The organism is Thermosipho sp. 1244, assembly GCF_018588215.1.
GTDB lineage: Bacteria > Thermotogota > Thermotogae > Thermotogales > Fervidobacteriaceae > Thermosipho > Thermosipho affectus.
On record NZ_LNGA01000015.1, the window covers coordinates 1 to 26,103 of the forward strand.

Annotated in this window: 31 protein-coding genes and 8 tRNA genes; 17 read left to right on the plus strand and 22 right to left on the minus strand. The window is 33.2% G+C overall.

All coding sequences use genetic code 11. From position 1 onward, the window contains the following. Positions 1-105: 105 nt before the first annotated feature. Positions 106-1,227 (minus strand): HAD-IA family hydrolase, encoded by a 1,122-nt coding sequence (locus AS157_RS09455; RefSeq protein WP_231450305.1) that lies wholly within the window; start codon positions 1,225-1,227, stop codon positions 106-108. Positions 1,228-1,273: 46 nt separating this feature from the next. Between AS157_RS09455 and AS157_RS03880 the strand changes: the two genes are divergently transcribed. The 3 genes from AS157_RS03880 (at position 1,274) to tsaD (ending at position 3,930) form a co-directional block, all read left to right on the plus strand. Continuing rightward, on the plus strand, positions 1,274-1,630 hold the full coding sequence (locus tag AS157_RS03880; protein ID WP_077198083.1) for a GIY-YIG nuclease family protein: 357 nt from the start codon (positions 1,274-1,276) through the stop codon (positions 1,628-1,630). Positions 1,631-1,728: 98 nt separating this feature from the next. Then, a complete protein-coding gene (gene clpX, locus AS157_RS03885; RefSeq protein WP_077289107.1) occupies positions 1,729-2,952 on the plus strand; it encodes an ATP-dependent Clp protease ATP-binding subunit ClpX in 1,224 nt (407 codons plus the stop codon). Next, positions 2,953-3,930 (plus strand): tRNA (adenosine(37)-N6)-threonylcarbamoyltransferase complex transferase subunit TsaD, encoded by a 978-nt coding sequence (gene tsaD, locus AS157_RS03890; protein WP_077289108.1) that lies wholly within the window; start codon positions 2,953-2,955, stop codon positions 3,928-3,930. On the opposite strand, the gene AS157_RS03895 is transcribed toward tsaD, so the two are convergent. From AS157_RS03895 to AS157_RS03930, 8 genes are read right to left on the minus strand one after another with little or no spacing between them, the layout of a single operon-like run. Beyond that, positions 3,920-4,843, minus strand: coding sequence for a CBS domain-containing protein (locus tag AS157_RS03895; protein ID WP_077289109.1), 924 nt, complete (start codon positions 4,841-4,843; stop codon positions 3,920-3,922). The two genes, tsaD and AS157_RS03895, sit on opposite strands and share 11 nt — an antisense overlap. A 44-nt stretch (positions 4,844-4,887) precedes the next feature. After that, positions 4,888-5,739 carry a protease modulator HflC gene (hflC, locus tag AS157_RS03900; RefSeq protein ID WP_075665690.1) on the minus strand — a complete coding sequence of 284 codons (852 nt, stop codon included), beginning with the start codon at positions 5,737-5,739 and terminating at the stop codon, positions 4,888-4,890. Beyond that, positions 5,736-6,665, minus strand: a complete 930-nt coding sequence (gene hflK / locus AS157_RS03905; protein WP_077289110.1) for an FtsH protease activity modulator HflK — start codon at positions 6,663-6,665, stop codon at positions 5,736-5,738. Before hflK ends, hflC begins: the two co-directional genes overlap by 4 nt. Before the next feature lie 42 nt (positions 6,666-6,707). Then, on the minus strand, positions 6,708-7,214 hold the full coding sequence (locus AS157_RS03910; protein ID WP_075665692.1) for a rubrerythrin family protein: 507 nt from the start codon (positions 7,212-7,214) through the stop codon (positions 6,708-6,710). Between the two features lie 26 nt (positions 7,215-7,240). After that, entirely contained in the window at positions 7,241-9,226 is a 1,986-nt protein-coding gene (gene glyS, locus AS157_RS03915) for a glycine--tRNA ligase subunit beta (protein WP_077289111.1), read from the minus strand. Next, positions 9,226-10,077 carry a glycine--tRNA ligase subunit alpha gene (locus AS157_RS03920; RefSeq protein ID WP_077289112.1) on the minus strand — a complete coding sequence of 284 codons (852 nt, stop codon included), beginning with the start codon at positions 10,075-10,077 and terminating at the stop codon, positions 9,226-9,228. Before AS157_RS03920 ends, glyS begins: the two co-directional genes overlap by 1 nt. 14 nt (positions 10,078-10,091) lie before the next feature. Further along, positions 10,092-10,721, minus strand: a complete 630-nt coding sequence (locus AS157_RS03925) for a hypothetical protein (RefSeq protein WP_077289113.1) — start codon at positions 10,719-10,721, stop codon at positions 10,092-10,094. Continuing rightward, positions 10,721-11,785 carry an FtsW/RodA/SpoVE family cell cycle protein gene (locus AS157_RS03930; RefSeq protein ID WP_077289114.1) on the minus strand — a complete coding sequence of 355 codons (1,065 nt, stop codon included), beginning with the start codon at positions 11,783-11,785 and terminating at the stop codon, positions 10,721-10,723. Before AS157_RS03930 ends, AS157_RS03925 begins: the two co-directional genes overlap by 1 nt. Before the next feature lie 98 nt (positions 11,786-11,883). Here AS157_RS03930 and AS157_RS03935 point away from each other — a divergent pair. The 13 genes from AS157_RS03935 (at position 11,884) to rplA (ending at position 16,107) form a co-directional block, all read left to right on the plus strand. After that, a tRNA-Cys gene (locus tag AS157_RS03935) sits at positions 11,884-11,960 on the plus strand. 9 nt (positions 11,961-11,969) lie between these two features. Beyond that, positions 11,970-12,045, plus strand: a tRNA-Met gene (locus tag AS157_RS03940). Positions 12,046-12,134: 89 nt separating this feature from the next. Further along, a complete protein-coding gene (rpsF, locus tag AS157_RS03945) occupies positions 12,135-12,494 on the plus strand; it encodes a 30S ribosomal protein S6 (RefSeq protein WP_077289115.1) in 360 nt (119 codons plus the stop codon). Beyond that, positions 12,491-12,889: a single-stranded DNA-binding protein gene (locus tag AS157_RS03950; protein WP_077289116.1), complete on the plus strand. Its 399-nt coding sequence runs from the start codon at positions 12,491-12,493 to the stop codon at positions 12,887-12,889. Before rpsF ends, AS157_RS03950 begins: the two co-directional genes overlap by 4 nt. A 25-nt stretch (positions 12,890-12,914) precedes the next feature. Next, a complete protein-coding gene (gene rpsR / locus AS157_RS03955; RefSeq protein ID WP_077198092.1) occupies positions 12,915-13,139 on the plus strand; it encodes a 30S ribosomal protein S18 in 225 nt (74 codons plus the stop codon). A gap of 39 nt (positions 13,140-13,178) precedes the next feature. Then, positions 13,179-13,254: transfer RNA gene (locus AS157_RS03960), tRNA-Thr, on the plus strand. 9 nt (positions 13,255-13,263) lie between these two features. Then, positions 13,264-13,350 (plus strand) — tRNA-Tyr (locus tag AS157_RS03965). A 28-nt stretch (positions 13,351-13,378) separates the two neighbouring features. Next, entirely contained in the window at positions 13,379-13,528 is a 150-nt protein-coding gene (gene rpmG / locus AS157_RS03970; RefSeq protein ID WP_077289117.1) for a 50S ribosomal protein L33, read from the plus strand. 9 nt (positions 13,529-13,537) lie between these two features. Then, positions 13,538-13,613 (plus strand) — tRNA-Trp (locus tag AS157_RS03975). Positions 13,614-13,636: 23 nt separating this feature from the next. Then, positions 13,637-13,825, plus strand: a complete 189-nt coding sequence (gene secE, locus AS157_RS03980; protein WP_075665701.1) for a preprotein translocase subunit SecE — start codon at positions 13,637-13,639, stop codon at positions 13,823-13,825. A gap of 17 nt (positions 13,826-13,842) precedes the next feature. Next, positions 13,843-14,913, plus strand: coding sequence for a transcription termination/antitermination protein NusG (nusG, locus tag AS157_RS03985; protein ID WP_214494969.1), 1,071 nt, complete (start codon positions 13,843-13,845; stop codon positions 14,911-14,913). A 46-nt stretch (positions 14,914-14,959) separates the two neighbouring features. After that, positions 14,960-15,385: a 50S ribosomal protein L11 gene (gene rplK / locus AS157_RS03990; protein WP_075665703.1), complete on the plus strand. Its 426-nt coding sequence runs from the start codon at positions 14,960-14,962 to the stop codon at positions 15,383-15,385. A 26-nt stretch (positions 15,386-15,411) separates the two neighbouring features. Beyond that, positions 15,412-16,107: a 50S ribosomal protein L1 gene (rplA, locus tag AS157_RS03995; protein WP_077289119.1), complete on the plus strand. Its 696-nt coding sequence runs from the start codon at positions 15,412-15,414 to the stop codon at positions 16,105-16,107. Positions 16,108-16,273: 166 nt separating this feature from the next. Here rplA and AS157_RS04000 read toward each other — a convergent pair. The 5 genes from AS157_RS04000 to AS157_RS04020 all read right to left on the minus strand — a co-directional run bounded on the left by AS157_RS04000 (position 16,274) and on the right by AS157_RS04020 (position 18,129). Next, a tRNA-Gly gene (locus AS157_RS04000) sits at positions 16,274-16,348 on the minus strand. A gap of 10 nt (positions 16,349-16,358) precedes the next feature. Then, positions 16,359-16,444: transfer RNA gene (locus tag AS157_RS04005), tRNA-Leu, on the minus strand. 5 nt (positions 16,445-16,449) lie between these two features. After that, a tRNA-Lys gene (locus AS157_RS04010) sits at positions 16,450-16,525 on the minus strand. Positions 16,526-16,602: 77 nt separating this feature from the next. Then, positions 16,603-17,652, minus strand: coding sequence for a sensor domain-containing diguanylate cyclase (locus AS157_RS04015; protein ID WP_077289120.1), 1,050 nt, complete (start codon positions 17,650-17,652; stop codon positions 16,603-16,605). A 12-nt stretch (positions 17,653-17,664) separates the two neighbouring features. Beyond that, complete coding sequence (locus AS157_RS04020; RefSeq protein ID WP_077289121.1) at positions 17,665-18,129, minus strand: GNAT family N-acetyltransferase; 465 nt, start codon at positions 18,127-18,129, stop codon at positions 17,665-17,667. A gap of 52 nt (positions 18,130-18,181) precedes the next feature. On the opposite strand from AS157_RS04020, the gene AS157_RS04025 reads away from it, so the two are divergent. After that, positions 18,182-18,685 carry a dihydrofolate reductase gene (locus AS157_RS04025; RefSeq protein WP_077289122.1) on the plus strand — a complete coding sequence of 168 codons (504 nt, stop codon included), beginning with the start codon at positions 18,182-18,184 and terminating at the stop codon, positions 18,683-18,685. Here the strand turns inward: AS157_RS04025 and AS157_RS04030 are convergent. The 8 genes from AS157_RS04030 to AS157_RS04065 form a co-directional block, all read right to left on the minus strand. Continuing rightward, positions 18,662-19,111, minus strand: coding sequence for a hypothetical protein (locus AS157_RS04030; RefSeq protein WP_077289123.1), 450 nt, complete (start codon positions 19,109-19,111; stop codon positions 18,662-18,664). The genes AS157_RS04025 and AS157_RS04030 overlap by 24 nt on opposite strands. Positions 19,112-19,124: 13 nt before the next feature. Then, positions 19,125-20,222, minus strand: coding sequence for an NADH:ubiquinone reductase (Na(+)-transporting) subunit F (locus AS157_RS04035; RefSeq protein WP_077289124.1), 1,098 nt, complete (start codon positions 20,220-20,222; stop codon positions 19,125-19,127). Between the two features lie 10 nt (positions 20,223-20,232). Beyond that, positions 20,233-20,823 (minus strand): Rnf-Nqr domain containing protein, encoded by a 591-nt coding sequence (locus AS157_RS04040; RefSeq protein ID WP_214494970.1) that lies wholly within the window; start codon positions 20,821-20,823, stop codon positions 20,233-20,235. Then, entirely contained in the window at positions 20,816-21,412 is a 597-nt protein-coding gene (locus AS157_RS04045; protein WP_077289126.1) for an NADH:ubiquinone reductase (Na(+)-transporting) subunit D, read from the minus strand. Before AS157_RS04045 ends, AS157_RS04040 begins: the two co-directional genes overlap by 8 nt. Next, positions 21,405-22,016 carry an FMN-binding protein gene (locus AS157_RS04050; RefSeq protein WP_077289127.1) on the minus strand — a complete coding sequence of 204 codons (612 nt, stop codon included), beginning with the start codon at positions 22,014-22,016 and terminating at the stop codon, positions 21,405-21,407. The genes AS157_RS04045 and AS157_RS04050 overlap by 8 nt, the downstream gene beginning before the upstream one ends. Next, positions 22,013-22,894, minus strand: a complete 882-nt coding sequence (locus tag AS157_RS04055; RefSeq protein WP_214494971.1) for an RnfABCDGE type electron transport complex subunit D — start codon at positions 22,892-22,894, stop codon at positions 22,013-22,015. Before AS157_RS04055 ends, AS157_RS04050 begins: the two co-directional genes overlap by 4 nt. 62 nt (positions 22,895-22,956) lie before the next feature. Next, complete coding sequence (locus AS157_RS04060; protein ID WP_143611754.1) at positions 22,957-23,997, minus strand: mannose-1-phosphate guanylyltransferase; 1,041 nt, start codon at positions 23,995-23,997, stop codon at positions 22,957-22,959. A gap of 90 nt (positions 23,998-24,087) precedes the next feature. Then, on the minus strand, positions 24,088-26,100 hold the full coding sequence (locus AS157_RS04065) for an exopolysaccharide transport family protein (protein ID WP_077289130.1): 2,013 nt from the start codon (positions 26,098-26,100) through the stop codon (positions 24,088-24,090). Positions 26,101-26,103: the final 3 nt, after the last annotated feature.

Consider the following 26,103-nt stretch of genomic DNA (forward strand, 5'->3'; position numbering starts at 1 on the left):
TTATTGTTAGAAAAGGTTATTCAAAGGTAATTCAAAAGTATTTTATTATATTTTTGTATCTATTTTTTGATTTCGGATTAGTCTCTTACTATTTTTGAAACAGACTCATAAATCTTTTTTAGACAAAATTTTCCAATTTTTATCTTCATCGTATACAATTTCGACAACTTTTACATCTTCATCTGAAAAAATATCCGGTATTAAGTATTTATCTATATCTGTAAGGTTTGCATTTAAAATATCTTCTTTTTCGATCCAAAGCAAATTTCCTTCATCACTCTCTTTTACATCATCTGAAAATACATCTCCTCTAAAGACAAATAAGATCCAATTGTAATTTTTAGGACCAATTTCGGTAGTCACCATTCTCAACCTCAAATTATGTAACTTCAACCCTGTTTCCTCAAAAAATTCCCTTATCATTGCTGCTTCAATTTCTTCCCCATTCTCAACCTTTCCACCAGGTGGCACTAAAAAGTTTGCAAATGGTTCTTTGTTCCTAGTAATAAATAATACTTTGTCGTTGTATTCTGCATAACACATAACGGCCAATTTTTGCTCTTCATTCTTTCTTATTTTTCCTATAACTTTAGAATAATCAACATTCAAAAATGCCTTTTTTATCTTTTCTTTTTCATCAACATGGATAAATTTTATACCTACTTTTTCACACACCCTGTCATTTTCAGAATCACCTATCATAACGCAATCTTTTGGGCTGATAGATAAAGTTTGTATTATCTCTTCAAAAAATCTAGGATCTGGTTTTGCATAGTGCGCATTTTCCATGGAAGTTATATAGAAAAAATCACCTGGGTTTAAATCTACAAATTCAATTCTTTTTTCCACTGCAACTTTTGGAAAAAGCGGATTTGAAGCAAAAATAACTTTGTTATTTGTGTTCTTTATTAAATCTACCAAAAAATGATTTTTTCTTATTATTTTTTTCAAATTCAAAAATTTTTCATCGTAAAACTCAAAAAATAAATCTTTCCAATATTTTCTTGACCGATTACTTTTATTAGAAATCTCATCCAAAAACCTTTCAAATAAATTTTTGGAAGTATTTAAATTGGACAAAATTTCATTTATACTTTCCATTACCAAAACCATCAACTTTTTTGAATCTATATTGGAAAAATCTGAGAGTAACTTAAAATATTCTTTCATAAACTCCTTTTCATCGTTTTTTATTAAAGTTCCATCGTAATCTACAAAAATGTACATGTTTTTCTCCTCCTCATTTATATTATAATTATTAGTGGTGATATTAATGAAAAAAGGGATATATTTACTCTTTATAACAGTTAAAAAAGACATTAAAGTAAAAGTTGGATCTCTTGGAGAAATTAAAATAAAAAAGGGACTATACGTTTATGTAGGTTCTGCTCAGAATAATCTAGAACAAAGGATAAAAAGACATACTTTAAAAGAGAAAAAACTCTTTTGGCATATAGATTATATCACTTCACACCCCTATGTAGAAATTATCGGTGCAATACTTATAAATGGTCCAAAATCACTTGAGCCTAATATTGCATGCAAACTTTCTCAAAAATTTCCACATATAAAGAAATTTGGTGCAACTGATGATAATGCGTGTAATTCACACCTCTTTAAAATTATATAGGGTGTTTATTATCTTGAAAAAAATAAGATACACCTTAGAAACACACTATCAATTTTTTATGATAGAATTATGATGAATTATTTTAAGGAGGAAAAAATATGGCACAAAAATTTTGTTCCTTTTGTGGGAGATCTGCAGACAAGGTAGAAAAGCTAATAGCCGGGCCCGGAAATGTATACATATGCAACGATTGTGTGGAAATCTTCCACGACATACTTTATGAAGAAAAACAGGCGATTCCTCAAAAGAGGGAAAGAGAAGAACTTCCAAAACCATCACAAATAAAAGCGGAACTTGATAAATACGTCATTGGTCAAGAAAGGGTTAAAAAAATACTCTCTGTTGCCGTATACAACCATTATAAGAGAGTTTTTTCAAACTTAGATTTTGACGATGTTGAAATAGAAAAATCAAACGTAATATTGATAGGCCCCACGGGAAGTGGAAAAACCTTAATTGCAAGAACACTTGCAAAGATACTAGATGTACCTTTTGCAATAGCAGATGCTACCCCACTTACCGAAGCAGGATATGTTGGTGAAGATGTGGAGAATGTTATTCTAAGATTACTTGAAGTTACAAATTTCGATATAGAACGCGCACAATACGGTATTATATACATAGACGAAATAGACAAAATTGCAAGAAAATCTCCAAATCCATCCATAACAAGGGATGTGTCGGGAGAAGGAGTACAGCAGGCACTATTAAAGATCGTGGAAGGCACTATAGCCAACGTTCCACCACAAGGTGGTAGAAAACATCCGTATCAAGAATTTTTAAAAGTAGACACATCAAATATACTATTCATAGTAGGTGGGGCATTTGACGGAATTGAAGAAATCATAAAAAGGCGAATACAAAGCAGTGCTCTAGGCTTTAACGCACCAATAAAAAGTAAAAAAGAAATGAAACTTGGTGAAATACTATCACATATAACCCCAGAAGATTTAGTACAATACGGATTAATTCCAGAATTTGTAGGAAGATTCCCCGTTATAGGCACACTTGAAGATCTTTCAGAAAAGGAAATGGTAAAGATACTTACCGAACCCAAAAATGCCATTTTAAAACAATATAAAAAATTATTCTTAATCGACAACGTTGAGTTAGAAGTTACCGAAGAAGCACTCTATGCTATTGCAAAAAGAGCAACAAATAGGGGAACAGGAGCACGTGCCTTAAAGAGTGTATTTGAAGAGGTAATGATAGACGTAATGTTTGAACTACCTGATCTCAAAAACATAGAAAAGATTATAGTAAATGAAGCATGCGTTACAAAAAAGGAAAAACCAAAACTTATAATTAAGGAGTCCGCATAAATGGTTGTTTTGGGAATAGAAACGTCTTGTGATGAAACATCAGTTGCCATATTAAAAAATGGAAAGATCCTAAGCAACATAGTATCCTCGCAAGTTGAAATACACAAAAAATTTGGTGGTGTTGTACCCGAAGTTGCGGCACGACACCACCTTTCAAATTTACCAATCATCTTTAAAACGGCAATAAAAAAAGCAAATATTTCACTAAAAGATATAGACTTGATTGCAGTAACACAAGGTCCCGGACTAATTGGTGCATTACTCGTTGGAATATCCTTTGCAAAGGGCCTTGCATTAAAATTAAATAAACCTATATTTGGTATTAACCATGTTATTGGACATGTGTATGCAAATTATATTACATATCCAGAGCTTACCCCACCCTTTATAGTGTTAATGGTATCGGGTGGTCATACCGAAATTTTGAAAGTAACAAAAGATAAAATAGAAGTTTTAGGGAAAACCTTGGATGACGCAGCAGGTGAGGCATTTGATAAAGTCGCAAGAATATTGGGATTAGGATATCCCGGCGGACCTGAAATCGAAAAGATAGCAAAATTTGGAAATGAAAACAAATTCAATTTCCCAAAACCTTTATACAATTCCAAAGATTACAATTTCAGTTTTTCAGGACTTAAAACCTCAGTACTATACACTGTAAGGAAATTAGATAACATTCCAGTTGCCGATATTGCCGCCTCTTTTCAAAAGGTTGTAACGGAAATACTTTTGCACAAAACTTTCAAAGCCGCACAAGAAAAAGATATCCATACGGTAGTGCTTGCAGGTGGAGTTGCGGCAAACAAATACCTTAGAAAAAAAGCACAAGAAAAGGCACAAAAATTGGGGATAAATATACTTATACCACCACTTGACTTTTGCACTGATAATGCCGCAATGATAGCTATGGCAGGATATAAATTGTTTGATGGAAAATCGAATATTCACATAGATGCTATTCCAAATCTCAAGCTCTAAAAAAGATAATTTCAACAATTACACCTTTATCCTTTTCGGACAAAACTACCATTTTATCCGAATATCTTTTTATATTTGGAAGTCCCATACCAGCACCAAATCCCAACTCTCTTACGTGATCAGGTGCCGTTGAAAATCCCTCTTTCATTGCAAGTTCTAAATTTTCTATACCTTTTCCCTTATCTTCTATCCTTACAACAATACTATCATCTTTAATAAAACAATAAATTTCACCTGTACTTCCACTATGAATCACAACATTTGCCTCTGCTTCATACACACTTATTGCAATACGCCTTACAAGTTTTTCTTCTATTCCTTTTGAAAGAAGAAATTTTTTCAATTGCGCTGCACCTATTCCAATGGAATTAATGTCATAATAATCTATTTTAAAATAAAAATCACTGTCATTTTTATTTATATTAACTCCTGTAATTAGTGATTTTTCCACATCTTCATCGAGGGCTTTTTTTCTTCTTTCATCGTGTAAATACAAAATACCCAATTTTAATGCAACCGCCTTCAAAATATCATTTTTCGTCACAATTCCCACTAATTTTCCAAATTTGTCTACAACAGGAAATCTACCATATCCGTATTTTTCAAATAATTCTATAACATCTCTTAAAGTATCATCCAAATTGACAGTAACAACTCTTTTGGTCATTTGTTCTTCAACAAGACTTTCAAGCTGATTTCTTTCAATACTCCTTATTATATCCTCAATACTAATAATTCCTATAACCTCTTTTTGATTGTTTACAACTGGTACCCCTGATATCCTTTTTAATCTCAATATTTCCTTAACTTGTACAATTGTCCTATTGGGTAAAACATAAATAACATCACTATTCATAAATTCAACGACTTTCATATGTGAAAATATCGACTGCACCTTTTCCAATATATCCATACTTTTACACCTCTTTAAAAGAATAATAGGGGAAACCTCCCCTATTATTTTACACCAAAAATGTACTTAAATATCTCCAAATTCTTTCCGAATATTATCGTTCCATCTTTAAAAATTTCATCATATGCACTCAAGCTTCTCCATAAATCAAAAAATTTCGGATTTTTCTTGAATGCCAACGCATATATTTTCGTTGCACTGGCTTCACCTGTACCTTTAATGATTTCTGCTTGACTCTTTGCTTGGGCTAAAATAACGGTAACCTTTTTATCCGCTTCTGCACGTATCTTTTGTGCCTCTTTTTGCCCCTCTGCTCTGATTTGCGCAGCTATACTATACCTTTCTGCTTTCATCCTTTCATACACCGACCTAACATTCTCAGTTGGAAGATCCGCATGCTTCACCCTAACATCAACAACTTCTATTCCAAAATCCTTTAAATCTTCTCTTGAAAGCAACGTAACTTCTTTCAAAAAATTTGCCCTCTTATCGGAAATAATCTCATCGAAAGTGTGCTTTGCAAAGACATTTCTTATGTGAGAATATACTATATCATCTATCCTTGATTCTGCCAGAAAAATTGTTTTCATAGTCTCAATAAATTTTTTTGCATCATTTATTTTCCACAAGGCATACGTATCCACAATAAGCGTTTTTTTATCCAGCGTTATTATCTTTTCAGGCTCTATATCGTACAACAATATCCTCTTTTCAAACTTTACCACATTATCCACAAACGGCATTTTAAAATGAACACCAGGTGTTGGATAAACCTTTAGAATCTGTCCAAACCTCAACACTACTGCCTGTTGTGTTTGATCTACAACAAACATGGAGAGGGATAAAAAGATCAAAGCAATCACTAATATTGAAATAAACGTAATTGACTTTTTCATTTTGTACCACCACCAATCAACTCGTTGACATCTAACAACTTCAACGTTCCACTGTCATCTAACACAAATACATTCTTTGTATTTGAAAATACCTCTTCTAATTTTTCAATTAACAATCTTTTCATTGTAATATCTGGTGCTATTTCGTATTCTTTCAAAACGCTCAAAAACCTATTTGTTTCACCTTCTGCTTCTAATATTTTTTCCTTTGCATAGGCTTCGGCCTTTCTTAGTATCTGTTCTGCTTCACCTTCTGCTTTGGGCACTATATCGTTTGCATATCTATTTGCTTCGTTTATAAACCTCTCTTTATCCTGTTTGGCATTGTTAACATCATCAAATGCCTCTACTACTTGATCAGGAGGAGCAACTTCCTGTAAATACACTTTGTTAATCAAAATCCCCGCATCGTATTCATCTAGAATTTTTTGTACTTCTTCTGCAGTTTCTATGGCAATTTTATCCCTTTCAACGGTTAAAACATCGTCAATATTCCTTACTGCAACCCTTTCCCTTAAAACAGACTCAGTGGTGAACCGCACTATATTCTTTCCATTAATTATGTTAAACGCAAATTTTACCGGGTCTTTTATCTTATACTGCACCGCAACTTCTACACTGATAATATTTCCATCACCTGTCAACATCAAAGACTCTTCGGGAATTGTTCTATAACTTACACCACTGCGCGATTCAATAGTTCTAAAACCTATTTCTTCCTTTCTTATTGTCTCTACATCAACAATAACATGAGATTGTATTGGATAAGGTAAATGATAATGCATACCTGGTCCCGTTGAATGTGTATATTTACCAAATGTCTTTATCAAAGCAACTTCAGAAGGCCCTACTTGATATACTCCTGTTCCCAAAAAGATTAAGATAATAACAATTAAAACTATCCATACGGTTATTTTCTTCCACATTTAACCACCTCCAAAATAATAAGGGGGATTCCCCCCTTATTCTTAAAATTCCACAAATTTATCTTTAGGAGCACCACATACAGGACACTTTTCAGGTGCTTCATCTTCTACTGTATACCCACAGATTGGACATATATAAATCTTTTCTGCAGGATAATCTTCCCCTTTTTCCACTAACTCTTTGGCTTTCTTGTACATCTCTGCGTGTATTTTTTCCGCTTCAAGTGCATAATTTGTGCTTCTTACCGCTTCCTTTTCCTCTTGAAATTCCGCTGCATTTTTGTATACGGGATACATCTCCTCGATTTCAAAAGTCTCTCCATCAATACAGCTTTGTACGTTTTCCTTCATATCATCGGAGAGTTTTTTCAATACCTTAAAGTGATTTTTGGCATGAACATACTCAGCATATGCAATAGCTTTAAAAAGTTTCGAAAGCTTTATTAACCCCTTCTTTTCCGCCTCTTCTGAAAAAATCAAGTATTTCATATGTGCCATGGATTCACCCGCAAAAGCAGCTTCTAAAAATTGTTTTGTCATATCTCTCATTATTTCACCTCCCACAATTCATTATATCATTTTTTCTCAATTAAATTCAAATCACCAAGTTTTAAGAACAGTTTATCAAGATTTTTTAAAAATGCTAATCTGTTCATACGTATATCATCCTGTTTAGTCATTACAAAGACGTTATCAAAATAATTGTCTATATATGTTCTAAATTCTATTAAATAAGAAAGCGCCGCTTTGAAATCTAATTTTTCCAATGATTCTAAAACTTTTGGCTTTACTTCGATATATTTGTTAAATAAATCCTTTTCCGCTTTATCGAGAAACTTTGTACTATCAAAATCAAATGAATCGTGTTTTTTGGATATATTGTGAACTCTCTCAAACCCCGTAAGAAGTGTTTTAAATTCTTCTTTATCCACAATATTCATTAACGCATCAGCAATTAATCTTCCCCTAAGCGGTCTTTTCCAGAATTTTTTTACAACTCTTGCAATATCATACCTTGCGGATGTGTTAAATAATTCGTACCTTGTCTCAAGAAAATCAAATAACTCTTTTGGAACTTCTTTTTCAAATAGCAAAGATGAAAACTTTGTAAGTTCTTCTAAATCTATATCCCAAGAAAAATGTACAGCAATATCGAATATCGTATCCACCTTTTTTCTCAATCCAAAAGGATCCTTTGATCCAGAGGGAATATTACCCACTATGAAATTTCCCACAATTGTATCTAACCTATCCGCTATGGCAACTATTGCGCCTGAAACATTTTTTGGAACATCTTTGTAATGTTCTTCTATTCCCAATGCTACATTGTAATCTTCTCCATCTTTTAGCGCATATATCCTTCCCATTACACCTTGCAATTCAGGAAATTCGTATACTACATTAGATGCAATATCTGCTTTACATAAATAAGCTGTTCTTAAAACCCTTTTTTTATCTGAAAAATCTATCTTTAAATCATCTGATAATTTCTCCGAAATTTTTTGAATTCTTTCAACTTTATCCATTAGAGTTCCAAGTGATTTTTGAAAAACTATATCTTTCAAATTCTCATTAAACTTCTCAAGGGGTATTTTTAAATCTTTTTGGTAATAATACCTTGCATCTTCCAATCTTGCATTAACAACCTTTTCATACCCTTTTCTTATTAACTCTATTTTACCATTTGGTGAATCAATAAAAGAAAGGAACTTATTTGTAATTTTGTCATTCTCATATACAGTAAACGATCTTTGATGATGCTTTATTGTAGTTGTGATTAGCTCTTCAGGAAGTGAAAGATATTTCTCCAAAAATCTTCCCTCAAGTAAAATGGGATATTCCGTTAAAGTTACTACTTCATTTATTAAATCATCATCTAGGCTTGATTTGTACTTCTTCAAACCCACTAAAACTTTCTCCTTTCGTTCCGTATGCAATGCTATTACTTTTAATTCCCTTAACTTTTCAAGATAATCTTCCACTCCTTTTATTTCCACAATGTTATTTTCTACGAACCTATGTCCATATGTTTTGTTGGATGCTTTTATTCCAAACAATTCAAATTCCAAAACATCTCCATTGTAAACGGATAAAACCCAATGCGGAACTCTAACAAAGGAAAATCTTCCGTCCCCCCATCTCATCGGCTTTTTAAAACTAAGGCTGTAAATAATTCCAGGGATTTTTTCCTTTAACAATTCTCTTGCGCTTTTTCCTTCAATTTTCTTTGATATAAATACGTAGTTATCTTTAATCTTTATATCCTCAATACTTGCATTATTTGATTTCAAAAAACCATTTAACGCCTTTGTAGGATTGTTGTTTTCGTCAAAAGCTATATTTTTTGAAGGCCCTCTTTTTTCAATTATCTTATCCTTTTGTTTTTCGTCCACTTTTAAGACAAAAAAACCAAATCTTCTTGGGGCATAAAAAACTGTTAAACCTTCGTAATTTAGCTCTTCGCTTTCAAAAAAATCCTTGAGTTTTTGATAAAGTTGTATCAAAATGTTATTTACCTCTGTTGTTGGAAGTTCCTCGACACCTATTTCAAATATATACATTACTCCTCACCTTCCTCGTACTCTGTAAATCTTTTTGCACATAACGTCGCCATATTTCTAATATCCCTTATGTAATTCTGCCTCTGTGCAACACTAATTACATTTCTAGCATCAAGTAAATTAAAAGTATGCGAACACTTGATCAATTGTTCATAAGCAGGTAAGAAGAGGTTATCTTCTATTAAAGCTTTGAATTCTTTTCTGTATATTTCATATAACTTGAACAATTTCTCTACATCTGCTTTCTCAAAATTGTACACGGAAAATTGCCTTTCATTTTCCAAGAATAGCTCACCATATTTTACATCTTTATTCCACATAACATCATAAACATTATTCACACTTTGTAGATACATGGCGATTCTTTCAACCCCATACGTTATCTCAAGTGGAATCTTTTTCAAAGAAATTCCGCCCACTTGTTGAAAATAGGTAAATTGGGTAATTTCCATACCATCTAACCAAACTTCCCAACCTATTCCCCACGCTCCAAGTGTAGGAGATTCCCAATTGTCTTCTACAAATCTTATATCGTGGTCTTTGGGATTTATTCCAATACTTTCAAGGGATTTTAAATATATCTCCTGTGAATCTTTGGGGTTGGGTTTTAATATAACTTGGTATTGCAAAAATCTTTGCATCCTATTGGGATTTTCTCCATACCTTCCATCCGTAGGTCTTCTACTTGGCTGAACAAATGCCACCTTCCAGTCTCTTTTTCTCAAAACTCCAAAAAAAGTTGAAGGGTGGAACGTACCCGCACCCATTTCCATATCGTACGGAAGGTCTATAAAACAACCTTGATTAGCCCAAAATTCATCTAATCTCTTTATTATATCCTGCAAATACACCTTTTCATCCTCCCTTATCTACCTGGAACGTATAGATTATACGTCTTTTTTAAATTACTAACAGTCATACCGGTAATGTGCACCACTTTTGTAGGATGGTAAGAAGATCCTACTCCATAGAATAAAAGGTATACCTTTCCCGCTTTTCCCACAACTATATCCACATCAGGTGTTACTACAATATCGTAATCTGTCTTTATTCTAGGTTCTTTAAAATAATAAAATTTGTATTTTGAAAGACCTGGTAAAAGTTCTCTTGAAAAATACGTCTTTTTGCCTCTTTTAACGGTAAACCAACTAGATTCCTGACCAACCACAAAGACCATAAAGTAACCTGTTCCCGGTTCATCGTAAATATTGTTTAAAACTTGCTCTAGGTCTGCGCCAAAATTTCTTAAGTAATTAACCGAAAGAATGTATTTATCAACTATGGAATTGGGGCCTAATTTTGACTCCAAATCCTTTATTTTTACTTCATAACTTTCAAGTTTTTTGTTTACGTAATTTTTCAGCGCATTATAGTCATTTAATATTTTCCTGTATCTAAAAAAATTACCAAATGCAAAAAACACAGTTATTACAAAAATCAAAACAATAGATAGCACAATCAAAAAAGGCCAAATTGATTCTCTTTTTCTCCTCATTAAACCACCTTCCTGCTCCTATCTACAAGCGCCAGTGCCTTTAGCAAAAAACCCACCATTAATCCAAAAATAAACGTAGATGTCCCACCATAACTTATAAAAGGTAAAGGGATACCGGTAACTGGCATTACACCTATGTTCATACCGATATTTTCAAATACGTGAAAAACAAAAACAGCGAGAATTCCAACAGAAACTAATTTCCAATAATCATCTTTATAGTATTTCATTTTTGAAAAAACCCTTAAGACTATTAAAATATACACACTCAATAATATTATACTTCCCAAAAAACCAAACTGCTCTCCTATTGCGGAAAATATAAAATCCGTTTCCATTTTTGGCACATAATATCCTTTAACAGCTGGTGAAATTAGATATCCATTTCCAAATAATCCACCAGACCCTATCGCACTCCTTGACATTATAACGTTATATGCCGCACCTTTTGCGTATTTTTCAGGATTTAAAAATGATAAAATCCTGTTTCTCTGATAATCTTTCAAGAAAAAAAAGTATACAATAGGTATCATAGTAAAACCCGTTCCTATAAGTGGTAATATTATCTTTAAAGATACTCCTGAAAAATACAACAATATAAACCAAATAAACAAGTGCAAAATCGTCATTCCCAAATCAGGTTCTTTTAAAATAAGAAAAACGGGAATTAACGTAGCTACTATGGAAATAAATATACTTTTTACATCTCTTTTTAAAAAGATATAACTTAATAAAAGTATCAAAGTAAGTTTTGAAAGTTCAGATGGTTGAAAAGAAATTCCAAAAATTCTAAACCATCTAATTGAACCATATATTCTTGTTCCAAAAAATAACACAGCTAAAAGTAAAATAGTTGATAAAAAATAAAGCAAAAATATCATTTTACGTAAAAAATTCTCTTTTAAAAAATATATAGATATAGCACCAAATACAGCTAAAAAATCCCAAATCAGCTGTTTTAAAAAAAGTGTCTTTGAAACACTATACAGGTTTAAAAGACCAAAAATCATTAAAATTACCATGAAAAAAAACACTACTAAATCAAAATTTTTATTCTCTTTCACCACACATCACCCAAAAAATTATATCACAAAATTTAAACTAATTAGTTAAAAAAAGTTATTGACATCAAGAACATATTATGTTAAAATGTGACTTGCGAGGCGACGTGGCCAAGCGGTCTAAGGCGGGGGTCTGCAAAATCCCTATTCGTGGGTTCAAATCCCACCGTCGCCTCCAAAAGGAAGTGGGCTCGTAGCTCAGTTGGCAGAGCGTCCGGCTCATAACCGGATGGTCGGGGGTTCGATTCCTCCCGAGCCCACCAGAAAGGGAGCTTTAGCTCCCTTTATTTCTGAAGTCCCGTTCCGCAAGGAATTTGCGGGACCTTAATAGTCCGAGGGAGGAGGTGTAGGAATGAGGATTTACGAAACAATGTTTATTGTAAAACCAGATATTGCCGAGGAAGAACGAGAAAATATTGCAAACGGTGTTGTAGAATTTTTAAAGGAAAAGCTTGGTGCACAAGTCGACAACGTAGACAGATGGGGTATAAAGAAAACGGCATATCCACTTAAAAAGTATAACGAAGCAGATTATACTGTGGTTTATTTCAGAGGAGAAGGATTAGAACTTACAAGTCTTGAAGCTTATTTCAAGGTAAGACCTGAATTTTTAAGATGGCAAACATTCAGAAGAATAGACCTTGAAAAAAAGGAAAGAAAGCAATCAAGGAAAGTAGAGGTGTCTGAGAATCCCGAGAAGGTGGAAGAGTGAATTATAACAAGGTCGTCCTTGTTGGGCGGCTAACTAAGGATCCTGAAGCAAGACAAACGACAAATGGTACCTTGGTTGTTAACTTCACACTTGCGGTAAATAGAGGGAATAGAAATGATAACGTAGACTTTATAAGAATCGTTGCATTTAATAGGTTGGCAGAGTTTGTACAAAATTATTTAACAAAAGGGAGATTAGTACTTGTCGAAGGGAAGTTAAGAATAAATAGATGGCAAACAAGTGATGGACAAAATAGAAACACACCTGAAATTTGGGCTGATCAAGTCGTTTTTATGGAAAAGAAAAGTGACGTTATCAACGAAAGCACAGATGAAAGCGTAGTAGAATACGATGAATTATTCGATGAAAACGATAATGACGAACCACCGTTTTGATCTTTGAAAAAAGGAGGTAATACGTATGAAATATAGAAGGAAAAAGAGAGTAAAAGTATGTAAGCTTTGTCAGGCAAAAGTTGAATACGTTGATTACAAAGACACAAAACTTTTAAGGGAATTTTTAACGGAAAAAGAAAAGATAGTTCCAAGAAGACTTACGGGAAATTGCGCGAAACACCAAAGGATGGTTAAAACAGCAATTAAAAGGGCAAGACATATGGCACTCCTACCATACGTAAAGTATTGACAAGTTCTTTGAAATAAGATATAATATTACTCGCGGCGAGCCAGCGTAGCTCAACCGGTAGAGCGATTGATTTGTAATCAATAGGTTGAGGGTTCAAGTCCCTCCGCTGGCTCCAAATATGGGTGGTGAGGTGCCCGAGTGGCCAAAGGGGGCGGACTGTAAATCCGCTGGCAGAATGCCTTCGAAGGTTCGAATCCTTCCCTCACCACCAGATTTTTTTAGTAGGAGGGAAAGGAAAAATGAGAATACAAGTTGCTTTGAAATGTAAAGAATGTGGAAATAAAAATTATTACACGACTCGCGAAAAAAACAAAAAAGAAAAACTCTCTCTTAGAAAATATTGCCCAAAATGTAACAAACACACCCAACATATTGAGACAAAAGCTTAATCCACACGCAGGGGCGTAGCTCAACTGGCAGAGCACCGGTCTCCAAAATCGGGTGTTGCGGGTTCAAGTCCTGCCGCCCCTGCCAATTTTTTTTATGGGGGAGATAGCATGGAAAAACTTAGAAAATTTTTTAGAGAAGTTAAAGCAGAAATAAAAAAGACACATTGGCCAAATAAAAAAGAGTTATGGGGAGCAACAGGCGTTGTTTTAATTATTCTTTTAGTGACCGGTGTCTATTTCTTTGCACTTGATTTGATATTCTCAGGTGCATTAAGTGCCCTCTTTAAGCTTTTCTAAATTTTGAGGTGGTATAAATGAAAAAAAGATGGTATATTTTACAAACCTTGGCAGGATATGAAACATCTGCCAAAGAAAATTTGGAGGCAAAGGTAAAGGCTCAAGGGCTTGAGCATGTTGTTTCTTGTGTGCTTTTACCCGAAGAAATAGTTATCGATGCCTCGGCTAAATCAGTCGAAAGGCATATTATATCTTTAAATGCGAAAATTTTTGTATCAAATGGTGATCTTGTAAAAAAAGGAGATGTGCTTGCAGAAGAACCTTCTGTTAGAGCAAGAAGAGATGGAATTGTATCTGATGTAAGAAATGCAAAAAAGGTAGTTATTGAAACCTTGGACAAAAAATTCACTAAAACATATGTCATTCCTCAAAAGAATAAACCTATTACTGGATTAAAAGTCGGTGGTATGGTAAGACAAGGAATGCCCCTTTCCTCTGATGGAGAAATAATATGTGACATCGATGGAAAAATTATTCAGACTGAAAATATGAAAAGAATTGTTGTTAGGAATTCCGTAAGTGAACTAGATATTTATGTTGTTCCCATAGACACTTTTAATTCCGATGTTATAAAAAAAGGGGTTCATATAAAAGCAGGACAAATAATAGCAGAACCAAAAAAGGTTCTGGCAAAGAGCTCCGGAAGAATTGAGATAACAGATTATCCAACAAAAAAGGAAATTAGAGTTCAAAAGGTAAAGGTCAAAAAATTGTTTCCAGGTTATATCTTTGTAGAAATGATTATGAACGATGAATTTTGGGATTTTGTTAGAACGGTCCCTGGAATAATTGATTTTGTTTCTTCTGGTGGAAGACCTCTTCCTTTAAGTGATAAAGAAGCTCAAATATTACTAAGAATCGCCGGTATAGAAGAAACATCGAAAGAAGAAAAGGCAAAAGAAGTAAAAATCGAGTTTGATTTTGAAATTGGTGATTCCGTTAAAATTATCTCAGGTCCATTTGAAGGTTTTGTAGGAACTGTAAAGGAAATTAACCCAGAACACAATGAATTAAAAGTTACAGTTACCATATTTGGAAGAGAAACCCCTGTAACTGTTCATACTAGCGAAGTAGAGAAAGTTGTTTAAGTCAGTGGGAGGGTTTACCCTATAACCACAAAAAGGAGGTTGTATTATGGCAAAAAAAGTAGTTGCGCAAGTTAGGTTGCAACTTGAAGCTGGAAAAGCTACTCCGGCACCCCCAGTAGGACCTGCACTTGGTCAGCGTGGTGTTAACTTGATGGAATTTTGTAAAAAATTCAATGCAGCTACAGCTGACAAAGCGGGAATGATCATTCCGGTTATTATTACAGTATACGAAGACAGATCATTTACATTTATAACAAAAACACCACCAGCTTCTTTCTTGCTTAAGAAAGCAGCAAAGTTAAATTCTGGTTCCCAAGAACCAAAGAGAAAGATTGTCGGAAAAGTTACAAGGGATCAAATTAGAGAAATAGCCGAAATTAAGAAGGAAGATTTAAACGCAAATGACATTGAAGCGGCTATGAAAATAATTGAAGGAACGGCAAAAAGTATGGGAATTGAGGTAGTAGACTAATAAATATTTAGGAAGGAGGAGGCAAAATGCCGAAGCACTCCAAGAGGTATAATGAAATCAAAAAGTTAGTTGATAGGTCAAAAGAGTACGATTTAAATGAAGCAGTAGAACTTGCTAAAAAGGTTGCTACAGCAAAATTCGATGAAACAGTAGAACTTCACATTAAAACAAACATAGACTACAGAAAGTCAGATCAACAAATTAGAAGCACCATTTCGCTACCACACGGTACAGGAAAAGAAGTAAAAGTACTTGTATTTGCTAAAGGTGACAAAGCAGAAGAAGCAAAAGAAGCCGGTGCAGACTACGTTGGTGCAGAAGATTTAGTAGAAAAGATTCAAAAGGAAGGATTTTTAGATTTCGATGTTGCAATAGCTACTCCTGATATGATGAGGGTAATAGGAAAATTGGGTAAAATTCTTGGTCCAAGAGGATTAATGCCAAATCCAAAAGCAGGAACTGTAACAAATGATGTAGCTTCCGCTGTAAAGGAATTTAAAAAGGGTAGAATGGAAATTAGAACAGATAAAACTGGAAATTTACATATACCAGTGGGAAAGGCATCATTTGATAGTGCAAAATTAACGGAAAACATAAAATCTGCATACGAACAAGTGTTAAACTTAAAGCCCGCTGCTGTAAAAGGTACCTTTATAAAAAAAGTAGTACTTTCAACAACAATGGGACCTGGTATAAAGGTAGATCCTGCAACATTGCAATAAAAAATTTTTACGTCAAACACAAAAAAACACCCCTGAATTGGCAAAATAAAACCAATGAAGGGGTGTTTTTCTTTTTTATGCAAAAAATAATAGGTATTTAATTTTTTGATAAAAAACAAAAAAATAAAGCTCCAAACGGAGCCTCTTACTTTATCGCTTCACTTTTTGGAGCGGGCGACGGGATTTGAACCCGCGACCTCCTGCTTGGCAAGCAGGCGCTCTACCACTGAGCTACACCCGCACACTTTCTTTGGTGCGAGAGGTGGGACTTGAACCCACACGGGCCGAGCCCACTGGATTCTAAGTCCAGCGCGTCTGCCAATTCCGCCACTCTCGCCCCTCTGGTGACCCGGGCGGGATTCGAACCCGCGGCCCCCTGATTAAAAGTCAGGTGCTCTACCGGCTGAGCTACCAGGTCAATCGCTGCGAACCGATTAAAATAATATCATATCATTTTAGTTATGTCAAGTTTCTATGAGAATACAAAAGTAAAATCTAATTTAATTTTTTGTTTTTATCTTCATACATCTTCTCATCTGCAAGTTTTATTAATTCATCCAATGACTTTCCACTTACAACTTTTTGAATTCCTATTGACACACCTATACATATATCTTTATTTCCAATGTTTATCCTTTTTGAAATATGTTCTTTTAATCTTTTAACCAATACCTTTACACCTTCTTCAGAAGAATTAATAAGTAAAACAAACTCATCTCCTCCATATCTTATAAGCAAATCACCATTTTTTATCGTCCTTTTCATTCTTTCTGAAATTATCCTTAACACTTCATCCCCCATTAAATGACCATACGCATCGTTTATATTTTTGAATTTATTTAAATCTATAAACAAAATATGCGTGTAGTTTTCAATCGAAACATCATCAAGTACTTTTCTACTGTACAAGTTTGTTAAAATATCCCTATTTACATCGTTTACTTTTTCGTGTAATTTTAAATAATTGTACAAAATAAATGACAAATTTTCCGTAATCGATTTAAATATAATATCATCTGTACTTTTCTTTTTTCTTAACTTATACCAATCAATATTCAAGATACCGTAAACCTTTCCGTTATAGACTAAAGGTATTCCCACCCATGACTTTACGGAAATTTCTTTCACTTCTACCCAATAACTCTTCCCTATTACATCCTCAATATAAAAGTATTCTTTTGAAAGCATTATCTTTTTTAAGTTATTCGGTGATTGTTTTTGGAAATACTCTCCAAGTACTTCAAGAGGTTTTTCATCCAAAGTAGATGACCAAAGCAAGAACCTCCATTCCTTATTTTCCGGTGTAAAAAGAAAAGACCACGAATCTGCTCCAAGAAGCTTTTTTATATATTCAAACACGTTGTACAAATTTTCTTTTTCATTTCTCATGTCTTTTAGAAGTATTTCGTAAAGTATTGACACAAACCTATCTCTTATTTGTAATTTTAAATTAAGGTTAAAACAAGATAGCTTAAAACATACATAAAAATAGTCTTTAAAAATCAAAAATACGAAAAATAAGGAAACAACAACAATATAAACCAATTATATCTCTCCTCACATCCCCAGCAAATCTTTATATATTCCTGGTGATGAACCTTCAATTTCAATTGCTCCAACAGTTTTTTTGTAATAATCCACTGGTCCTGCATCACCAATTATTGCATATGCATACCCCACTCTATACATATCTTCCAAAGTTTTAAAAAGTAATATTTTGCCTATACCTTTTCCTCTGTACTCCTCTAAAACACCTATAGGTCCCAAAAAACCTCTACAAGTCGTATCATAGCAAGAGAAACCTACAACCTTGTTAGTTTTATTTTCATAGGCAACAAACATTGAAATAGGTGTTTTTGAAAAAGATACATCTACTTCACTTGCCCATAATCTTCCAAAATTTTTCTCAATCCAATTAACCAGAAAAATCTTCTCAGGACCAATAGGTCTTTTTAACAATATTCCATTTGGTATTTGAATTTCAAAGTTTAAGTTGTATAATTTAACAAGTAAGTCTCCCATGGTATTTCCCCTTTTTTGTATTATACCATAATATAATACTGGAGGTGAAAACATGCATCTTTCAATGATAGTTGTAACAGACATTTTTGGTGGATTTTCCACAAAAGACTATGATCCAATAAATTGGGGTTCAAAAGAAGACAAAAAACATTTTCGAAAGATTACAACAGAAATTGGAACAGTTATAATGGGAAGAAAAACATTTGAAAGTATAGGACATCCTCTCAAAGATAGATTAAATATAATACTTACCACTCAGAAAAAAGAAAACAAAGAAAATATAATATTTACTAAAGGCTCCCCAGAAAAAATTATAAAATTTTTAGAAAATCAAAAAATCCATTCTGCAGCGATTATAGGCGGAAAAAAGGTGTTTGAAGATTTTTTTCCATTTGTAGATAAACTATATATAACAATCGAACCCATTGTACTTGAAAATGCACAAAAATTGAATTTTCCAAAAACATCATTTAAGTTAGTCGCTACCAACGTGTTAAATTCAAAAGGTACAATAGTACTTGAATACAACAAACTATCCCAAAAAGACTTTCTTTAGAATTTTCGGTTCCAAACGAAATTTTGAACCCTTTCCCTGTAAAAAGTGATGCTTTTCCAAAAGGTGAATGGATAATTCACTATACATTATTTTTTCACCATTTTTCAAATTTTTTACAGTAGCTACCTTCTTCCTAAAAATTCCATCCTCAAATGGGCAAGGAATAAATCCTCTAGCTTCATATACAAATATCTCAAAATTCTTGTATTTGATAGGTTCACCCAATCCCTTTTCTCCAATATTTAAAAATTCACTCATCATATTCGAAATCTTGTCAAAATCCATTCCCAATTCTGCAAATTCCCTTTCATCTTCGGCTATAATATCCACTATATTTCTATCATCATTTCCTAAAAAGCCATCAGCTGTAATTACGCCCGGTTTCATGTTCTCTTGGGCTCTAATCATTTCAGGTGACATTTTCATAACTTTCAACCCCTTATGCAAATTTATCGTAATATACCTCGTTAATCCCATGTTTTTTCAATAAAGTCTCACATGCATTTATCATACCGGGGCTTCCACATAAATACCCTTCTTTTTCCGTTTCCTTATCAACCACAGTTTCCAAATACTTTACCATAACATCCGTTATAAGACCAACTTCTCCATCCCAATCTTTTTGTGGTTCAGAAAGTGCAGGAATAAAATGAAATTTATCCCACACCTTTTCAAGTTTTCTAAACAACTCCACATAAAACAGATCTTTTTCTGTCCTTGCTCCAAAGAAATACCACACATTTCTGTCTAAAATATTTTTCTCATACATATCAAAAATAATAGACTTTATTGGAGCCATACCAGAACCACCTGCAACACATATCATATCCTTTTTTGTATCCCTCATGTAAAATTCCCCAAATGGACCTATTACCTCTAATACATCTCCTTCCTTTAAATAATTATGAACATACGTTGTTGCGATACCACCTGGTACTAATCTAATTAACAACTCTATCTCATCTTTTTTACTAGGAGTTGAAGCAATTGAATATGCCCTTTGTGTAGGTTGTTTTATTTTATCATACGGTGGAATTACCAATTGAACATATTGTCCTGCTTTAAAGTTTATTTCTTCCGAAAGCTTTAACTTAACCTCCTTTATATCATGTGTTACATTTTTAAGTGAGATAACCGTCCCTTTAAATTTCTTCACATTAAATAATTCTTCTGGAAGTTCAATTTTTAAATTTTTCTTTACTTTTATCTGACAAGATAACCTTATATTTTGCGCAATTTCCTCTTTTGACATATACGGAAGTTCTGTGGGAAGATATTCTCCGACATCACTTAATACTTTAACCTTACAAGCCCCGCAACTTCCTCGTCCTCCACATGCTGAAGGAATAAAGATATTTTCAGATGCAAGTGTAAATAAAAGAGGTCTTCCGCCTTGAACTTTTAATGTTTTTTTACCGTTGTTGATATTAATTTCAACTTCTCCATAATTATTCACAATTGAATCCACTACAACTATCATCGCAGAAAGCACAGCAGATATAAGGCCTACTATCAAAGGAGCAAGCAACACATTCATACTATCACCTCTATTGAACATTTATCATCCCGGCAAAACCTATAAAAGCCATTGCCATTATTCCAATAGTTATCAAAGTAATTCCAACACCTTTTAAGGGGGCAGGTACAGGCGATTTATCCACCTTTGCCCTAATCGCCGCGAGTAAAACAATGGCAATCCACCACCCTATCCCAGAACCAAAACCAAAGAAAACAGATTGAATAAGAGAATAATTCCTAAGTTGCATAAACAGAGCAACACCCAAAATTGCGCAATTTACCGTAATTAGTGGCAAAAATATACCTAAACTTATATACAAATTCGGTGAAACCCTATCTATTACCATTTCAAGTATTTGCACCACCGCTGCTATTACTATTATGTATATAATATACCTTAAATACTCTATTTGAAATGGTACAATAATATATTTCTCAACAACCCAATTCAAAACAGTTGTTACAGTCATAACCATTGTAACTGCCATACCAAGGCCATTTGACGATTTTAAAGACTTTGAGATAGATATAAAAGAACACATACCAAGGAAATTTGAAAGAAGAATATTACTTGTAAAAATTGAAGCAAAAAATAATACAAGTGGGTTAATATCAGGCATTATTATTCCCCCTTCCCTTTACAATCCAAATAAAGAATGCCAACATGAAAAACGCACTAGGCGGCATAACCATAATCGTCCAATTGACAAATCCCTCTGGCATTATCCTATATCCAAACACTGTACCAAAGCCAAGAAGTTCTCTAAAAAACGCTATCACCATTAAAACCAACATATATCCCAAGCCGCTTGTAACACCGTCCCAAAACGATAAAAGGGGAGAATTCGATTGTGCAAAAGCTTCCGCTCTTCCCATAATAATACAATTAGTTATAATTAATCCAACATATGGGCCTAAGGCTTTACTCACATCTGGCAAATATGCCCTAAGAACAATATCCACTATTATAACGTAAAAAGAAATTATCAAAACTTGAATTATCATCCTCACTTTTCCAGGAATAAAAGATTTTAGCAATGACACTGTTAAATTTGAAAAACCCGTAACAAGTAAAACACCAATCGTCATAATCAATGTATTTTTTAGATTATTAGTTACTGCAAGAGTAGAACATATCCCCAAAACAAGTAAAAAAACAGGATTCTCATACCACACATTTTTAAAGAATATTTCCTTATACTTATTCATACGTATCACCTCTTAGCACTTTTCTCATTTCACTAATCGTGTTATTTATAATCTTTACGAAAAATTTCGAGGTTAGGGTTGCACCTGTAATTGCATCAACAGAGTAGTTTTCCTTATTACTATCTCCTAATTTCTCAGATTTTTTAATTCCTATCTCTTTATCTACTTTTTCTCCTCTAAATTGCTCTTTGAACCAATCCTCTTCTATTCTTCCACCAAGACCTGGTGTTTCATTTTGAGATATAATATCAACACCCACAATTCTATCTAAATTTTTGTTTAGTGCAATAACACCTGTAATTGTCCCCCATAATCCATTTCCAGAAAAAACATAAGCATACACCTTTTCGTCTACATTTGAAACATAAAAATCTTTCCCCCCAATGTTTATTTTTTTTACATACTTTTTAAACTTTTCAATGGCATCCATTTTGTCACTAAAATCAATCCTCATGGCGTTTAGTATAGCTCTTACCTTAAAATATTCACGATTTTCCAAAACTTTATCATAAGTAAGGGAATTTATATAAGAAAGAATAACCACAAAAACGAAAGTTATAGTAAAAGTAAACAAGATAACGTAAAATTTATTTTCCGTTTTCATTTTTTCACCTTCTTTGTTAAAAAATCAAGAAGGGGTGCAAAGGTATTTCCCAGCAAAATGGCAAAACTTGTACCCTCAGAAAACAACGAAAAAGACCTTATAACTGCTATAGAAGCACCAATTATAACTCCATATATTAGCTGTGCCTTTTTATTTTTAGGAGCAGTAACTGGATCCGTTGCAATAAACACAGAAACAAATACTAAACTTCCAGACAATATAGCAGGCAAAAAATCCATCTTTCCCAAAAACAAATCAAAGACGAGGATAAGTGCCGATGCACTCATAAATGTTGAAAGCATTATCCTAAAACTGGCAGTCTTTGTTACAACAAGATATACAGCACCTAAGATAATAAGAAATATGGCTCCTTCGCCAAATGAACCTGCCCTAAATCCAAAAAATAAATCTTTTAAATTAACTGCACCACCTGATCTCAATATCTCCAAAGGTGTTGCAGAAGCAACTACATCGCTACCAAAAAAACCAAATCTTGGTAGCATCCATCCACTTGTCATATACGATGGAAATGTTATATATATAAACAACCTTCCCGTTATAGCTGGATTAAAAACATTCCTTCCAAAGCCTCCATAAACCTCTTTTGCAATGGCAACTCCAAAAACTATTCCAACAACTGCCATCCACCACGATATATTTGGGGGAAGGGATAATGTATACAACATACAACTTACAAGAACTGCTTCCGTAACCTTCTTGCCTTTTCTCTTTTCAAAAAGATATTCTGTTAATACCCCAAAAATAAATACAAAAACACTTAAAAATATTAGACGAAAACCATAGAATAAAAAAGCATACACATATATGGGAATCAAAGCATAAAGCATCCTTCTCATCATAGGTTGTTTTTGAAACATTTTCTCCCCCCTTTTTCTCTCATTTTTATTTTAACATAAACTTAATCTAAAAAAAAAGTTACCTACTTACGTAGGTAACCTTTTATTTCTTTCAACTTTTGAACACTTTCTTTTTTTGAAACTATTATATACTCATCTGTTTCAATGACAACTAAATCTTCTACATCGTTTAATATGGTTTTCTTTTTACTCTTTACTATATTTCCCTTCGAACCAAAATAGTATGTATTTTCACCCACAACATTTCCATTCTCATCTTTTTTACTGTATCTTTCAACCGCAATCCAACTTCCTACATCGTCCCATCCAAATTCTGATGGAATCACATAAATATTCTCCGCTTTCTCCATAATACCAAAATCAACAGAAATCTTATCTACTTTACCATAGAGTTTTCTTAGTTTATCTTTAAAATTTTCATCTTCAAAAACTTTACTTAATACATTATACGTATTCTGCAAAAATACCTTTGTATTTTTCAATATGGTATCTATTTTCCAAATAAAAATCCCTGCATTCCAAAGATAATTGCCCTCTTCTATATATTTCTTTGCTGTTTCTTTATCTGGTTTTTCAACAAACCTATCTACCTTTAAAATAGTTTCATTAATCTTTAATTCTTTTCCTATAAATTTTATGTAGCCATATCCCGTTTCCGGTCTATTTGGTTTTATCCCTAAAGTAACTATAGCATCTTCGTTTAAATCTACAAACTCAAAGGCATGGGATAACGTTTTTTTAAAATCATCCACTCTTCTAACCAAATGATCAGCGGGAAAAACAGCAAGGTTGACATTCCCATAAATTTTTTTTATGTAAAAAGCAGACAACGCTATACAAGGCGCAGTATTTCTCCCTTCAGGTTCTATTATGATATTCCTTTCCGGTATATTTGGTAATTGTTCTCTTACAAGTTTCACATATCTTTCTCCCGTAACAATAAAAATTTGCTCATTTGGAATAAATCCTTCCAATCTTTCCACAGTCTGTTGGATCATAGTTCTTTTTCCAAAAAGGTTTATAAATTGTTTTGGTCTTTCATCTGTTGAATAAGGCCAAAATCTTTCTCCCTTTCCACCAGCCATTATAAGCGCACAATTCAAAATTTCACCCCCGAAAAATTTTTCAATCATTTGTATTTTTCGCATTATTTATTTTATCACACAAAAAAAGCCCGAAAATCGGGCTTATTTTTATTCACTGAGTATTACATATTCCGTCTTTATTTCTTTTAACGCTTCCAAAAACCTTTCTTTCTCACTAACTTTTGATTTTAAGATAAGCAAAGTTTCCTCACAAAGTTTCTTTAATAAAGGTATATTTGGAGAGCTTGCTTCTGGAAGATTTATAACTATATAATCAAAGGTTTCTTTAAATTTCTCAATTAAACTTTCAAACTCTTTTGATAACAAAATATCATTTACATTTTCTTTTCCCTTTATAAGCAAATAAAGATTTTTTTCTACACTTTGAATATTCTCCGGAGCTTTCATGTATTCAACTAAACTCTTTCCACTATTTATATCAAACACTTTGAACATGGTATTTGAAAAATCCAAAATTAAAGTCTTTTTGGAATTTTTCGATAAAAATCCCGCAATATTTGCAACGAATATATCTTTTTCCTCAAAAGTTCCAGATGATGTAACCCCAAAAACTTTAGGATTACTCTCACTAATTAGTTTCATACCAATTTTTTCAATCACATTGGTGTACCTAGAACCAGGCGCTTTAAAGACTGAAAGTTTCACATCTGGTTTTTCTAAAAGAACGGGAGTTTTTCCTATTAATTTTTCCACATCAAACCAATCTCTTACCTTCTTATCAGAAGATTCTACGATAAAGACGAACAATATTCCTAGAAAAATTCCTAAAACTCCACCAATGGCTAAAGTTAACTTTTTATTTGGTTTTACAGGATTATCCGGTATAAACGGCTCATCCACAACCACAGGTGCACTAAAATTAAAACCCGCGGTTGACAGCTTCAACTCTTCTAATTTTGTCTTTAAGAGTACGTATGCATTTTGTTTTAATTGATAGTCCCTTTGAAGGTTTATATACTCAACTTCTATATCCGGTAAACCCTTTAAACGATTCTCCAAATCTGCTCGCAATTTCTCAAGTGCTTTTAAACTTGCTTTTGAAACTTCTAGCATAGATTGCGTCTCGATTAATTGCGTATAAACACTTGAAAGTACCGGATCATCTGCATTGAAACTACTTTTTACTATACTATAAATTTCTTCTCTTATCCTTTTTTCAACTTCCTTTATTCTTGCTTCTAATTCCTTAATTTCAACCGAATCTGGTGAGTATCTTTGGAGCATCCCTTGATACTCAACTTGATATTCAACAAGTTTTTCCCTCAAACTCGATATTACTGGACTATTTGGAATATAATCAAGTTTACTTATAAGTCCCTTAAAGTGAGAAATAGCCCCCTTTAAACTTTCCAGTTTTACACTCAAGGACTTGTACTCAAGTTGCATAGAGTAGTATTTACTTTCCAACTCTGAAAAACTCTCTATTAAAAGTTCTGCTTCTTTGGATGGTAATATGGACTTTTGTTTCTTAAATTCTTTTAATCTATTTTCTATTTCCTCTAGTTCTTTTTCCGTCTCTGGAAGCTGTTTTTCAATAAACTCTACCATATATTCATCCTGGTCTTTATTTAATTCTTTGGAAACTTCAGTATACGCATCAAGTATTGCCTTTGAAAGTTTGTATGCAAGCTCTTTATCATCAAGATTTACTTTAATTTCAATAAAAGATGTATCTTTTACCATTTCCACAGAAACAATGTCTTCTTGTAACTTGTGGATAACAGAATTTAAAGTTAACCTTTCTCTTTCATCTTCATCTTTAATCTTATTTTTAAAATAATCCATCAAATTTAACTCTTTAATAACCTTTTCAAGTGTTTTCCTACTCTTTATCAATTCCATTTCATCTGAAACCCCAGGTGCCGTTGTACCACCACCAAGTATCAAAGCCGCAGCACCACTAAGCGATGAAAAGGACGGAGCTGAACTTTTTGCAGGAATTTTTATCTTCACACTAACTTCATAAATTGGAGTTGCAAAAAATAAATAAACACCTGTTGCAATCACGGTTAAAATGAATATAGTCCAAAACCAAAATTGTCTTTTTTCAAATATATGCAAAATATCGGACAATGTAAGTTCTTCTACTTGATTTTCCATGCT

Coding starts and splice junctions, on each gene's coding strand:
- AS157_RS04030 (WP_077289123.1), bottom strand. CDS start 19,111: ATGAAAATGTCACCTGAAATGATTAGAGCCCAAGAGAACATGAAACCG.
- clpX (WP_077289107.1), top strand. CDS start 1,729: ATGGCACAAAAATTTTGTTCCTTTTGTGGGAGATCTGCAGACAAGGTA.
- nusG (WP_214494969.1), top strand. CDS start 13,843: ATGAAAAAAAGATGGTATATTTTACAAACCTTGGCAGGATATGAAACA.
- secE (WP_075665701.1), top strand. CDS start 13,637: ATGGAAAAACTTAGAAAATTTTTTAGAGAAGTTAAAGCAGAAATAAAA.
- hflK (WP_077289110.1), bottom strand. CDS start 6,665: ATGTGGAAGAAAATAACCGTATGGATAGTTTTAATTGTTATTATCTTA.
- rplA (WP_077289119.1), top strand. CDS start 15,412: ATGCCGAAGCACTCCAAGAGGTATAATGAAATCAAAAAGTTAGTTGAT.
- AS157_RS09455 (WP_231450305.1), bottom strand. CDS start 1,227: ATGTACATTTTTGTAGATTACGATGGAACTTTAATAAAAAACGATGAA.
- AS157_RS03880 (WP_077198083.1), top strand. CDS start 1,274: ATGAAAAAAGGGATATATTTACTCTTTATAACAGTTAAAAAAGACATT.
- AS157_RS04045 (WP_077289126.1), bottom strand. CDS start 21,412: ATGAATAAGTATAAGGAAATATTCTTTAAAAATGTGTGGTATGAGAAT.
- glyS (WP_077289111.1), bottom strand. CDS start 9,226: ATGTATATATTTGAAATAGGTGTCGAGGAACTTCCAACAACAGAGGTA.
- AS157_RS04025 (WP_077289122.1), top strand. CDS start 18,182: ATGCATCTTTCAATGATAGTTGTAACAGACATTTTTGGTGGATTTTCC.
- tsaD (WP_077289108.1), top strand. CDS start 2,953: ATGGTTGTTTTGGGAATAGAAACGTCTTGTGATGAAACATCAGTTGCC.
- AS157_RS04040 (WP_214494970.1), bottom strand. CDS start 20,823: ATGCCTGATATTAACCCACTTGTATTATTTTTTGCTTCAATTTTTACA.
- AS157_RS04020 (WP_077289121.1), bottom strand. CDS start 18,129: ATGGGAGACTTACTTGTTAAATTATACAACTTAAACTTTGAAATTCAA.
- AS157_RS03895 (WP_077289109.1), bottom strand. CDS start 4,843: ATGGATATATTGGAAAAGGTGCAGTCGATATTTTCACATATGAAAGTC.
- AS157_RS04065 (WP_077289130.1), bottom strand. CDS start 26,100: ATGGAAAATCAAGTAGAAGAACTTACATTGTCCGATATTTTGCATATA.
- AS157_RS03910 (WP_075665692.1), bottom strand. CDS start 7,214: ATGAGAGATATGACAAAACAATTTTTAGAAGCTGCTTTTGCGGGTGAA.
- AS157_RS04050 (WP_077289127.1), bottom strand. CDS start 22,016: ATGAAAACGGAAAATAAATTTTACGTTATCTTGTTTACTTTTACTATA.
- rpsF (WP_077289115.1), top strand. CDS start 12,135: ATGAGGATTTACGAAACAATGTTTATTGTAAAACCAGATATTGCCGAG.
- AS157_RS04055 (WP_214494971.1), bottom strand. CDS start 22,894: ATGTTTCAAAAACAACCTATGATGAGAAGGATGCTTTATGCTTTGATT.
- AS157_RS03925 (WP_077289113.1), bottom strand. CDS start 10,721: ATGAGGAGAAAAAGAGAATCAATTTGGCCTTTTTTGATTGTGCTATCT.
- hflC (WP_075665690.1), bottom strand. CDS start 5,739: ATGAAAAAGTCAATTACGTTTATTTCAATATTAGTGATTGCTTTGATC.
- rpmG (WP_077289117.1), top strand. CDS start 13,379: ATGAGAATACAAGTTGCTTTGAAATGTAAAGAATGTGGAAATAAAAAT.
- AS157_RS04035 (WP_077289124.1), bottom strand. CDS start 20,222: ATGAATGTGTTGCTTGCTCCTTTGATAGTAGGCCTTATATCTGCTGTG.
- rplK (WP_075665703.1), top strand. CDS start 14,960: ATGGCAAAAAAAGTAGTTGCGCAAGTTAGGTTGCAACTTGAAGCTGGA.
- rpsR (WP_077198092.1), top strand. CDS start 12,915: ATGAAATATAGAAGGAAAAAGAGAGTAAAAGTATGTAAGCTTTGTCAG.